We start from the raw sequence: 12451 nt of genomic DNA on the forward strand, positions 1-12451 counted from the left end.
AGGGCAGATTTAATTCTGCCCTTTTTCAATTATTACTGAACCTTCCCACAATTCAAACAATACAAATATTGACCTTTAGGATCATTAAATTTAGTTAATACATTCAATTCTTTTTGTAATTTTTGAATTGGAGCTGGCAGACCAAGCCATTTAGCTAACTGTTCTTGCGCACCTTTTTTAGTATCGCGCAATAAGGTGCTAATTAAACTCACATTATCATCAGTGAACCATTCCACGCTAAAATCTTGTACGGCAGTATCTTGGCGTTGATTCACTAATTGCTCTGCTTTATTGACCGCTTCATTAAAAGAACCGATCTCATCCACCAAACCATTTTGGAATGCATCACTGCCTAACCAAACCTGACCTTGAGCAAGTTTATCTACTTGTGTTTTAGAAAGCTGGCGACCTTTGCTGACAATTTCTAAAAATCTGTCATAACCATGCTCAATTTCTGTTTGATAAATATCTTGCACTGGTTTTGCTAATGGAGAAAACGCGGATGTATTAGCTAATTCAGTGGTTGAAACACCATCTGCATTCACTCCGATTTTCTTTATGCTATTTTCAAAAGTCGGGAACATCGTGAAAATACCGATAGAGCCTGTAATAGTGTTTTCATCGGCAATAATATAATCTGCAGTGGATGAAATCCAATAACCGCCAGATGCTGCCATTGCGCCCATAGATACGATGACAGGCTTACCGATTTTCTGTAAGTTTTCTGTTTCTTGACGAATAATTTCAGAAGCAAAAGCACTACCGCCTGGTGAATTCACTCGTAAAACAACGGCTTTTACTGAGTTGTCATCGTAAGCTTTACGGAGAATTCGCGCAATAGTATCACCGCCTGAATTTTCATCATCACTTTCTCCATCGATAATCGCTCCCTCCACATTCACAACCGCAATTTTATTCGGTACGTTGTAATGTTCTAAGCGATCAGGCAGTTGAGTCAAATAATCATCAAATTCGATAAGGTTCGCTTTTCCATCGCTTCCTTTGCCAAAAAGTGCGGTGAGTTTTTTATCTAAATCCAAACGAGTTACAACATCGGTTACTAATCCACGTTGTTGGGCATAAGCAGTACTATTGCCTTTTAACGCTTTAAGATCCGATAAATATTGTTTCGCATTCGGCAAAACGTTATCTTTCTTAATATTACGATTTTCGCTGACGGATAAAACATAATTATTCCACATTTCGCCTAACCAACGTTGCATATTTGCTTTTGCCTCAGCCGACATATCGTTGCGTAAAAATGGTTCAACTGCTGATTTATAAGTCCCTACGCGGAAAATATGTGGTGTAACGGCTAATTTGTCTAGCATCTCTTTAAAATACAAATTCTCTTGCGATAAACCGTGAATATCCACGCTTCCAATTGAATTTAAATAAATTTCATCAGCAAAGCTCGCTAAATAATATTGTCCTTGTGAATAATTATCTGCATAGGCGATCACTGGTTTCCCTGCATCTTTAAAGTGACTGATAGCACCACCAATAAAATCTAATGCGGGTAAATCCGCCCCTTCAAAATAATTAAGATCGAGCACTAATCCTTTAATTTTAGGATCATCTTCCGCTTGTTGAATGGCAAATACCACATCAAAAGTCGAAATTTTTCGAGGGACGTGCTCGCCATTCAATTCGCTTAACGCATCTTGCCAACGAAGTGTTTCATCACGGTTGTCCGCTAGATAGCCATCTAAATTAACTAATAATGCGCCTTCCCCTGTTAATGTTGTAGATTTTTTTCCACCGCTTGAAAAGCTAATTACCGCCACTAGCAATAGTACAAAACCTAAAAACACGACATTCATCACAAGATCACGAATGAAACAAAGTGCTTTCCAACAAAATTTTAATACTCGAAACATACAAATTACCTTTAAAAAAATTTGCCCTAGCGTATCACAAAGCCTTGCCAAAAACTATGTTATAATCTACCGCACTTTTATTCATAGGGAATAATAAAATGGATGCACTTACACTTTTAACCACAAGAAAATCAAATAAAAAATTAACCACACCTGCACCTAATGCAGAACAGCTTGAGCGTATTTTCGAAGCAGCAATGCGTTCGCCAGATCACGGAAAATTACATCCCTATCATTTTATTGTAATGGAAAACGAGAGCTTAAATAAATTGGAAACGTTACTTAAAGCTGCCGTTGTAGAATTTGATTTGGGTGAAGAAAAATTGATGAAAGCTGAAAACCTAGCACATCGCGCACCTATGGTTATTGGTGTGGTAGCAAAAATCAATCCAACTATCGTTAAAGTGCCAGATTGGGAACAAATGCTAAGTGCGGGCTGTGCAACTTACGGAATACAACTGGCTGCTCAAGCACAAGGATTTGATAACGTGTGGATTTCAGGGAAATGGGTTAATGGCACTGCATTACGAGAAGCTTTCGGATGTCGTGAACAAGATCGTGTGATTGCGTTAGTCATGATTGGCACAAGTATGGAGAAAGCCGAACGTGAATGCCGAGTTATCGATACAAAAGATTTTGTAACCTATCTATAAAATATTTTGCTTTCCTCAAGACTTAGAGGAAAGCAAAATATTGCCTACTCTTCTTCCAATTCATCCGCCATTGCCGCCAATATTTCTCGTGTAAGAAGAGCCAATGCACGATAAAAAGGCAAAGTTGCTTGATTTTCTACTTGAGTTAAAAACTTCGCTGCACAAGGCAGTAAAAAAGTTTCAAAGAATTCTTGTTGAGCCACTAAAGAATCCGAATTATCTTCAAGCCAAGAGGCTGTGAGCAATAATAAAGCAAAATGATCCGCACTTTCCACCTCTGGCATATTGCGTACAAGACGAAAATTCACAAATTCTTCAACATCAATGCCATAAGCTGAAATAGCCGTCATCACTTTCCCATTCGCACCAAATAATTTTTGATACTCTTCGTTCAATAAATTGAGATCGATTTTAACTTGCAAGCTATTCAGCGCTAATTCACTTTCTTTATCAGTATCTAACGCCCAAACTTGACTCAAACCTTTTTGTTGTAACCAAACAAATGCGTCAGCGAGTACTTTATCTGTTGGAGAACGATAAAAAAGATTACCGAATAATCGACTAATTAATGAAAAATTATTAATTTGTTTTTCAGACATTACTCTTTTTCCTTTAAAAGTGCGGTCAATTTTGCTTGAGTTTTTTGAGCAGCAAGTTCAATCATCGCCTTACGCGCCTCATCATCAATTAAATGAATATCTCCAAATAATTCAAACTCGACATTTTCAATTCCACAATAATTGAATAATCCATTAATCAAACAATGATTAAGCGATTTATCCACACCAAATTCTTTATATTTATCAACATTACTGCCAATCGTAATAAATTGCTGCATTTGCTTATTTTTGAGCAACCCCACTGATTCGCCGTTTTCTGTTTTATAGGCAAAACCGTGACTTAATACGCGATCTAAATAGCCTTTCAAAATTGCTGGGAACCCCATCCACCAAAGGGGATAAACCAACGTAATTAAATCTGCTTGAAGAATAAAATCATGCTCTTGCTGAATATCTTCTGGAATAATACCTTTGTTAGCATTCTGCAATTCTTCATGAGATAAAATTGGATTGAAATTCATTTCATAAAGATCACGAAAAAATACATTTACACCATTTTCTTGACTAATTTGCTCAATACAATTGGCAATCGCTCGCCCAAAACTACGCACTGAATTAGGATGAGCAAAAATAATTAAGTGATTCATTTTTCTTACCTATTTGTAGGGAAATAAAACGTGACAGAAGTCTATCAAAATAGAGCGCACTTTGCATATAAAATCACATAAAAAAAAGCGGGCATGGCCCGCTCTCTTATTTGCATCATCATTATGCTGCGTTTTTACGTTCTTCTTCCATACATACTGCCGCAGTAAATAATACGTCAGTTGATGAGTTTAATGCTGTTTCAGTTGAGTCTTGTAAGATACCAATAATGAAACCAACACCGATCATTTGTGCTGCTACATCATCAGAAATACCAAATAAGCTACATGCTAATGGGATTAATAATAATGAACCGCCCGCTACGCCAGATGCACCACAAGCACAAAGTGCTGCAACAATACTTAATAAAAGTGCACTAACGAAGGAAACTTCTAAGCCCAGTGTATGAACTGCGGCTAAAGTTAAGATAGTAATAGTAATCGCCGCACCCGCCATATTAATGTTCGCACCCAATGGAATAGAAACAGAATAAGTTTCTTCATCAAGATTTAAGCGTTTTGCTAATTCAATATTCACTGGAATATTTGCTGCAGAACTACGTGTGAAGAATGCAGTTACCCCACTTTCGCGTACACAAGTCCACACTAATGGGTAAGGATTACGACGGATTTTCCAGTAAACCAAAATAGGATTTACAACAAAAGCAGTAAATAACATCGTACCAATTAATACAGCAAGTAATTGCACATAACCGCCTAATGCGACTAAACCTTTATCAGATAAGGTTTCAGCCACTAAACCGAATACACCAAATGGCGCAAAAGAAATAATCACGTGAACAATTTTTGATACACCTTCTGCAAAATCAGATAATACGTTCTTAGTTGCATCAGATGCATGACGTAAAGCCAAACCTAAACCGATAGACCATGCTAATACACCAATAAAGTTTGCTTTGAAAATCGCATTTAATGGATTATCTACCACATTTAAAATTAATGTTAGCAACACTTGACCAACGGCTTGTGGTGCAGAACTTGAATCTTCTTTCGCAGCCAATACCACTTCCGTTGGGAATGCGAAACCAGCAATAACAGCAACAAATGCAGCTAAGAATGTGCCTAAAAGGTAAAGCACAATTATTTCTTTCATATTGCTTTTCGTACCAATTTTACGGTTTGCAAGGGCAGCCATAACAAGAAAGAAAATTAAAATTGGTGCAACGGCACGCAGAGCTTTTACAAAAATCGTACCTAATACGCCAACTTTTTCAGCAAGATTAAAACCAATGGTTTCTTGTAATGGTGCTGAAATCAATGCAACAACAATACCAAGAACCAAGCCAGCGGCAATTCGTTTTACCAAACTACCCTGAAATAACAGACTAAATAGACGTGATGTGTTCATATTTTTATCTTTCTTTTAGTAAATTTAACTTCAGATTGTTACCAATCCACCTAGGGGGAATTAAAGATAGCGTAAAATTTTAATGAAAGAAAATATTTTTATTATTTTTCACTCTAAAAGTGAACTTTTTTCTAAAGTTATTAGATATTCTCTAAAAACATACTTATAAAAAAATTTTTTATTTAACCTATTGACACCCTGTATGAAATATCAGTAAAATTTGACTGTACAAAAAAACAAGGTAAAAGGTTATTTATCCATATTATTTAACAGGAGATAAGAGAATGAACAACCAAACTTTGGCTACACAATATGAAATGGATTTTTCTTATAATCCACTGCCTTTTTTCAGTGATATAGAAGATAACCTTAAATTCAACAAAAAATTAGATTTAAATCTTTACTGTATCAAACGTCCAAAACAAACTTGTTTTATTCATATCACTAACCCAAATATGTTGGCTTGGGGAATTGAAAGCGGCGATATGTTAGTCGTCGAAAAAAATGACGATCTTTATTCTGGTGATCTTGTTGTGCTAGAAGAAAATAACGAATTTCATGTCTATGAATTTATGGCGCATAACGGTAATTATCTTTTTATGGCATTGGATTCCACAACACAAAATATAAATACAAAAGATTGGTCAAATTTACCTATTGTCGGCACCGTAACCAATACGATTCATCAAATGAAACGTCGCAATAAAATGAAATGGGCAGCGTAGTTAAAAGCAAATAAAAAAGTGCGGTGAAAATCAACCGCACTTCTATCTAGTATCTAGATTATATTTCAATTAATTACTCGTCGCTTTACGTCTAGCAATAACTGCATCAGAAAGTTGTTGCAATAATCTTTCAGAATCTTCCCATCCAATGCACGCATCCGTAATACTTTGCCCATAAGTCTGTGCTTTGCCATCAACTAAATCTTGACGACCTTCCACTAAATGGCTTTCCACCATTACGCCAAAGATTTGTTTAGAACCAGATGCAATCTGATTACATACGTCTTGGCAAACATCCATTTGCTTTTTATATTGTTTACTGCTGTTTGCATGGCTAAAATCAACCATAACGTGTGGAATACGCCCTGTTTTTTCAATATCAGCACAAACTTTTTCTACATCTTCAGCACTATAGTTAGGGCCTTTATCTCCACCTCGTAAAATAATATGGCAATCTTCATTCCCTTTTGTAGAAACAATTGCAGAATGACCAAATTTAGTGACAGATAAGAAATTGTGGGGAGCTTCAGCCGCACCAATTGCATCTAAAGCGACTTTCACACCACCATTAGTGGCATTTTTAAACCCAACAGCACAAGATAAACCTGAAGCCAACTCACGATGAACTTGTGATTCTGTTGTTCTAGCCCCAATCGCCCCCCAGCTCATAAAATCTGCCAAATACTGAGGTGTAATCATATCTAAAAACTCGCCCGCTGCAGGCACACCAAGATCATTAATATCTGAAAGTAATTTCCGTGCAATACGTAACCCATCATTTAAACGATAAGTATCATTCAAATATGGATCATTAATTAAACCTTTCCAACCCACCGTTGTACGCGGTTTCTCAAAATACACACGCATAATAATTTCAAGGCTATCTTTGTATTTTTCACGTAATGGTTTTAAACGAGTCGCATATTCAATGGCAACTTTCGGATCATGAATAGAGCAAGGCCCAATCACGACTAATAAACGATCATCTTTACCATGAATAATATTATGTGCCTCATGACGAGTTTGCTTCACTAATGCCGCAGCCTGTTCACTAGCTGGATATTTTTCTAATAATGCAATCGGTGGTAATACCTGATCAACTTTTTCAATTCTCGTATCGTCGTTCGCCACGACAATTTCAATTTTCCCTTTAGCCATACATTACTCTCTTGCTTTCAAATGTTGTGTTTAAATTATGTAGCTAATCTACACTTATTTTTGTACTAGTAAACTAGTTCGATATGTTTTTTTTAGAATAAAACCTACGAATTCCCTATTAAACTATCTTTACAACTCCCTTGCAAGCTGAATAAAACGAAATAATTAAGTAAATAAAAGATAAAAAAATACCGCACTTTTGTGCTGTACTCTCGAAATTAATGGCTACTTAATACTTGTGCAGGTTGTAATTTAGCAGCTCGGCTTGCTGGATAAAGGCTTGCTATTAAACTCAAGGCAAGTGCAGCGATTAAAACCATCAAAACATCCGACCAATGTAACTCGCTTGGCAAAAAATCCACAAAATACACATCGCCCGATAATAATTTCTTACCGATAACCCACTCAATACCTTGAATAAAAGTTGTCAGATTTAATGCAAGTATAATGCCTAACACAATTCCAATTAAGCAACCTTTCATTCCTGCCTGTAAGCCATACCAAATAAAAATACGTTTGATAAACGCGTTATTCGCCCCAAGTGTACGCATAATGGCTATATCGCCTTGCTTATCTTTTACTGCCATAATCAGCGTAGAAACAATATTAAAACACGCAACACCGATCACAAGCACCATTGCGATATACATTACGGTTCTAATAAGCTGAATATCGCGATACATATAACCAAATTTACTAATCCAATTTTGCATATATAGCATCTGCGGATAATCATTAAGCATTGATAAATCCAGATTTCTCACAGAAAAAGGATCATCTAATTTCAATTCAACACCTGTAATTTGATCAGGTTGATAAGTCAAAAAGGTTTGTGCTTGAGCAAGTGGCAATAAGGCATAACTATAATCAAGCTGACCATCTAAGCGTAAAATAGCGGTAACTTGCACTGGCTCACGAGTTGGTTGAGCAAATTGTTCATCGCCATTTTGCTGAGAAATAAGCAAGGTAACCCAATCCCCTACTTTTACATCAAGTTCTTTAGCAATACCTGATCCCAAGACTAATCCACCTTCTTTCTCAAATTTGTTCCACCCTTGCTCTTGTACGAAATTACCAATTGAACTTACCTTATCTTCTGCTTGTTTTTCAACACCTTTGACCTGAACAACTTTCAATTTTGAGCCATTTTCTACCAATGCCGTAAAGCTAACAAAAGGAGAGATTCCTTTAATTTGTGGATTTTGTTGTAGGCGTTTTTCTAAATTTTGCCAATGATGAATTGTGGGATCTTTCGCTTGAGGCGCAGAAAAAATCTCAATATGCGGCACGACCGCCAAAATCCGTTGATTAAGCTCACGCTCAAAACCATTCATCGCACTTAAACCAACAATTAAAACTGCAACACCCAACGCAATACCAATTGCAGAAAATTTTGCAATTAACGCGACTAAAGGATTTTTTTGTTTGCCACGTTGATAACGCCAGCTAATAAAAAACGGCGTATTCATCACGCCCCCTCCTTCAAAAGACCATCTTGCATCACTAAACGGCGTGATAATTTTTCCGCAAGCCCCATATCGTGAGTGACTAATAAAAAAGCGATATTTTGTTCTTGATTAAGTTGTTGAATCAGCTCAAAAATACTTTCAGTGGTCTTGTGATCGAGATTTCCTGTGGGTTCATCCGCTAAAACTAACGATGGATTATTCACTAAAGCACGCGCAATCGCCACACGCTGACGTTCCCCACCAGAAAGTGCAGAAGGACGATGGGTAATTCTATGACTTAATCCCACCGCACTTAGCATTTTTTCGGCGCGATCTTTCGCTTCTGCTTTATTTTGATGACCAATCAACATCGGCATCATCACATTTTCAAGTGCGGTAAAATCCGCCATTAAATGATGAAATTGGTACACAAATCCTAAATAACGATTACGCAAAGCAGCTAATTCATTAGCCGATGCTTTTTGCAAGGATTGTCCATTAATAAACACTTCCCCACTACTTGGCTGATCTAAGCCACCCAAAGTATGTAATAAAGTACTTTTCCCTGAACCAGAGCTTCCCACAATCGCAACCAATTCTGCAGGTTCCATAGAAAAAGAAACGCCTTTTAACACTTGCGTTTGATTTTCGCCTTCTTGATAAAATTTATTGATATTTTCGCATTTTAATAAATAGTTATTCATTTTTTACTCTTTTTAACCGCACTTTAGCGGCAGATAATCCCATCAAAAACTTGTGCGAGTCTATCACACTTTTCCTTGAGCTTAAGTTTCAATACACCCAAAGTATTCAAATCCTGTTTCAGGAAAATATTTTTCAAGATAACGTTTTAAATAGCGTTGGGTTTCTTGACTAATAATAGGATCATATTCTGGGTAACCGTTATACATTACACTTAACACTGAAATACCGCGAGTACGGCAGGCCTCTAAACTTAATAATGTGTGGTTTATACTACCTAATTTTCCCGATGTCACTAAAATTAAAGGGTAATTATTTAACTGGATATAATCTAACGTCGTCGCATCGTCGCAATAAGGCACCATTAATCCACCAGCACCCTCCAATAGTACATAATCATATTTTTCTGCCAAAAGTGCGGTGGATTTTTCAATGATTTTTGCTTCAATTTTTCTACTTTCTCGCTTTGCCGCTAAATGTGGCGAACAAGGATATTCAAAAACATAAGGGCAGGTTTTGCCTTGTAAATCTTCTTCCGTTAAATCAATCCCTTGAATCTTTCGATGCACAAGTAAATCATCAGCGATATTTTTACAACCTGTTTGAATCATTTTTTGTGTAATCACGGAAAAGCCTTGTTCCATCAACTTTTTAGCATAAATGCCTGTAGCAATCGTTTTCCCCACATCAGTATCAATGCCAGATATAAAAATAACCTTTCCCATAAATATTCCTTACTGATTTTCTATGTGAGAATAGCGCGCGATAAAAAACAATGGATGATAAGTCAGGCGCACTTTGCCCGACGGCATACTGAACGCCGACAAGTAATCGCCAATAAATCCATTGAGATTTTTTCTTGTCCAATTTTTTTGGTTCGTGGCTGTTACGCCTGTATATTTAAGGTGTTTGAGTACATCTAACGGCGTATCAAAGTCTAGTATTACCTTAAAATCCTCACACCATAAAAGCTCAAAATCTTTGGCTAACCAAGTCTGCCATTGGGATAAAGTCGGGTAATTTAATCCTATATTTGTGATCTGGCGGACTTCTTTTAAATTGTCTTCGCCAAAGGTTGCAACCGCCAATAATCCGTTTGTTTTCAAGCCTGTTTTGCAATGGGCGATAAAAGCGTCGGGTTGGTGAAACCATTGCACGGCGGATGCGCTTGCGATTAAGTCAAATTGTTGCAAAAAAAGGAAATGTTCGGCATCGCCGCAATGAAAATCAAAGGATTGCGGCAATTTTTCAGCCAGTTGGACCTGCACATCGCACAAATCATTAAATAACCAATAATCCGCTGAAATCTGTTTTTGCAACAATGAACTCAACATACCAGACCCGCAACCAAGCTCCAAAACGCTATCTAATGACCCATTTGGTAAATAGTCTTGCAAATGTGTCATTAACTTAATATTCATTTTTTGTTGAATTAACGCATGTTCATCATAGCTATTTAAGGCTTTTTGGAAGGCGTGTTGAATACGCGATTTATCTACGGAAGTTAATGATTCCATAATGCCGACCAGTGGGTAAATCTTGAAAACACATAATGCTCACCCTCTATTTCCTGAACTGCACAACGCAATGCCCAATATTGGTGCTGATTAGCTGGCGTAAAAATTTTATCGCGAGAACTAACCCATGCATTTGCCCAGTGAATAAGATCTATGCGTTTATCCTGCTGAATCATCGCAAAAAGTGCGGTAAGTTCTTGATGAATTTCGTCAAACGGACGGGCTGGAAATAGTTGGTAACGTTCAAAAGATGCTTTATCGCCACAGATTCTGCGTTCAAATTTTAAACGGGTATTTTCTGTGAGATTATCTAACGTACCTTTAAAAATAGCGTAGGGAATACCGAAGCTATCATCACAAGGTAAACCTGTGCCATTCACTGCCGTTGCGGATTTTAATCTTATTCCTTGCAATACCCTCTCTGCCGCCCAAACGCCCATAGACCACGCCACCAAACGGATGTGCCGATAGGCAGAAAAATCAAAATCTAACTTCAAATCTTGATAATCGTAGCAAATTAATAAATCATGATCTGTTGGCAAAATCAAATGAGCTACAGCATCAAGAGGTGTCCCCCAGCCAGCAAAATAAACTATTAAATGCCCACCTTGATGATCATAAAATTTCGTTTTCACATTATTTCCTTATAAGCATGCCACAAACTGTTTCACTTCATCCATTGTCATATCTGCCGTCAAAGACAATCGTATTCTGGATGTACCTTTTGGTACTGTCGGTGGTCTAATCGGCAAGCAATAATAACCTTGCTCTTGCAGATCTTTCGCCTTAGCAAGGGTTGCTTCGTTCTCGCCTAAAATATAGGGAACGATGCAAGTTTGGCTTGGCATTATTTGGGTTCTATGCTCCACTTCTTGGCGTAAAAATGCACTTAACTGCTCAAGATGCGTTCTTTCTTTTGAAAATTGTGGTAATCGTTCAAAAATAAAATGAGTCCACGCCACATTAAACGGCGGAAGTGCGGTTGAAAAAATCAATGGACGCATTTGATTAATCAAACATTCTTTTAATATTTGATCACAGACGACATAAGCCCCCATTGAAGCTAAGGCCTTGCCAAAAGTGCCAACCAACAAATCTATATCAGCTATCACATTAGCTCGTTCGGCAATACCTAATCCGTTTTTACCGTAAACGCCTATTGCATGGGCTTCATCCACATAAAGATAAGTATTGGGAAACTGTTTTTTTAATTGAACAAGATACTTCAAATCAGCTACATCGCCATCCATACTAAAAACGGACTCTGTCACAATAAAAGTGCGGTCAAATTTTCCGGCATTTTTTTCGAGCAGGCTCTTTAGATGTTCATAATCATTATGACGATAACGAAAGAACTCACATTGGCTTAAACGAATGCCATCAATCATGCTGGCATGCACTAATTTATCTGCCAAAATCAAACTTTTCGTCGTCGTCAAAGCAGGCAAAATGCCGATATTGGCGTGATAGCCGCTGTTGAACAATAACGCGCTTTCCCGTTGGAAACGTTGTGCGACAAGCTCTTCCAAATCGGTATAAATAGGAAAGTTACCCGTTAATAAACGAGAGGAAGAACTGGTAAAAGAAGGGAAATTATCGCCATATTGCTGTAAAAAAGACTGGCGCAAGTTTTCATTTGATGCCAAACCTAAATAATCATTAGATGACATATTCAGCATTTTGCGGTTTTCTCGCGTAATATATCGTCCTTGATGAACTAAATCTGGAATTGAACGATATTGATTTTGTGCACTAAGCTGTTCCAGTTGCTGTTTGAAAGCATCCATTTTTTATC

Annotated in this window: 13 protein-coding genes; 2 read left to right on the forward strand and 11 right to left on the reverse strand. The window is 37.3% G+C overall.

Annotated elements, in window-relative coordinates:
• Positions 1 to 32: 32 nt before the first annotated feature.
• Positions 33 to 1880 (reverse strand): signal peptide peptidase SppA, encoded by a 1848-nt coding sequence (gene sppA, locus K6J66_RS07665; RefSeq protein WP_038439902.1) that lies wholly within the window; start codon positions 1878 to 1880, stop codon positions 33 to 35.
• A gap of 98 nt (positions 1881 to 1978) precedes the next feature.
• Here sppA and K6J66_RS07670 point away from each other — a divergent pair, with 98 nt between their 5' ends.
• Positions 1979 to 2533 (forward strand): NAD(P)H nitroreductase, encoded by a 555-nt coding sequence (locus K6J66_RS07670; RefSeq protein ID WP_038439904.1) that lies wholly within the window; start codon positions 1979 to 1981, stop codon positions 2531 to 2533.
• A gap of 44 nt (positions 2534 to 2577) precedes the next feature.
• Here K6J66_RS07670 and K6J66_RS07675 read toward each other — a convergent pair whose 3' ends face one another.
• The 3 genes from K6J66_RS07675 to sstT all read right to left on the reverse strand — a co-directional run bounded on the left by K6J66_RS07675 (position 2578) and on the right by sstT (position 5106).
• Positions 2578 to 3132, reverse strand: coding sequence for a TorD/DmsD family molecular chaperone (locus K6J66_RS07675; protein ID WP_005664747.1), 555 nt, complete (start codon positions 3130 to 3132; stop codon positions 2578 to 2580).
• Positions 3132 to 3740: an NAD(P)H-dependent oxidoreductase gene (locus K6J66_RS07680; protein ID WP_038439906.1), complete on the reverse strand. Its 609-nt coding sequence runs from the start codon at positions 3738 to 3740 to the stop codon at positions 3132 to 3134. Before K6J66_RS07680 ends, K6J66_RS07675 begins: the two co-directional genes overlap by 1 nt.
• Before the next feature lie 121 nt (positions 3741 to 3861).
• Positions 3862 to 5106, reverse strand: a complete 1245-nt coding sequence (sstT, locus tag K6J66_RS07685; protein WP_005650955.1) for a serine/threonine transporter SstT — start codon at positions 5104 to 5106, stop codon at positions 3862 to 3864.
• A 284-nt stretch (positions 5107 to 5390) separates the two neighbouring features.
• Between sstT and K6J66_RS07690 the strand changes: the two genes are divergently transcribed.
• The gene (locus K6J66_RS07690; RefSeq protein WP_005656849.1) at positions 5391 to 5831 is read left to right on the forward strand and encodes a LexA family protein; all 441 of its coding nucleotides are present in this window, start codon (positions 5391 to 5393) and stop codon (positions 5829 to 5831) included.
• Positions 5832 to 5900: 69 nt separating this feature from the next.
• Here K6J66_RS07690 and aroG read toward each other — a convergent pair whose 3' ends face one another.
• From aroG to bioF, 7 genes are all read right to left on the reverse strand, one after another.
• Positions 5901 to 6989, reverse strand: coding sequence for a 3-deoxy-7-phosphoheptulonate synthase AroG (aroG, locus tag K6J66_RS07695; protein ID WP_038439907.1), 1089 nt, complete (start codon positions 6987 to 6989; stop codon positions 5901 to 5903).
• A 218-nt stretch (positions 6990 to 7207) separates the two neighbouring features.
• A complete protein-coding gene (gene lolE, locus K6J66_RS07700; RefSeq protein ID WP_038439909.1) occupies positions 7208 to 8458 on the reverse strand; it encodes a lipoprotein-releasing ABC transporter permease subunit LolE in 1251 nt (416 codons plus the stop codon).
• Positions 8458 to 9141: a lipoprotein-releasing ABC transporter ATP-binding protein LolD gene (lolD, locus tag K6J66_RS07705; protein ID WP_005656856.1), complete on the reverse strand. Its 684-nt coding sequence runs from the start codon at positions 9139 to 9141 to the stop codon at positions 8458 to 8460. The genes lolE and lolD overlap by 1 nt, the downstream gene beginning before the upstream one ends.
• An 81-nt stretch (positions 9142 to 9222) precedes the next feature.
• Complete coding sequence (bioD, locus tag K6J66_RS07710; RefSeq protein ID WP_038439911.1) at positions 9223 to 9864, reverse strand: dethiobiotin synthase; 642 nt, start codon at positions 9862 to 9864, stop codon at positions 9223 to 9225.
• Positions 9865 to 9873: 9 nt separating this feature from the next.
• The gene (bioC, locus tag K6J66_RS07715) at positions 9874 to 10656 is read right to left on the reverse strand and encodes a malonyl-ACP O-methyltransferase BioC (protein WP_005692885.1); all 783 of its coding nucleotides are present in this window, start codon (positions 10654 to 10656) and stop codon (positions 9874 to 9876) included.
• Positions 10644 to 11291, reverse strand: a complete 648-nt coding sequence (locus K6J66_RS07720; RefSeq protein ID WP_038439913.1) for a DUF452 family protein — start codon at positions 11289 to 11291, stop codon at positions 10644 to 10646. Before K6J66_RS07720 ends, bioC begins: the two co-directional genes overlap by 13 nt.
• A 9-nt stretch (positions 11292 to 11300) precedes the next feature.
• Complete coding sequence (gene bioF / locus K6J66_RS07725; RefSeq protein ID WP_038439915.1) at positions 11301 to 12443, reverse strand: 8-amino-7-oxononanoate synthase; 1143 nt, start codon at positions 12441 to 12443, stop codon at positions 11301 to 11303.
• Positions 12444 to 12451 lie beyond the last annotated feature (8 nt).

The organism is Haemophilus influenzae (assembly GCF_019703545.1).
Taxonomy (GTDB): Bacteria; Pseudomonadota; Gammaproteobacteria; order Enterobacterales; family Pasteurellaceae; genus Haemophilus; species Haemophilus influenzae_E.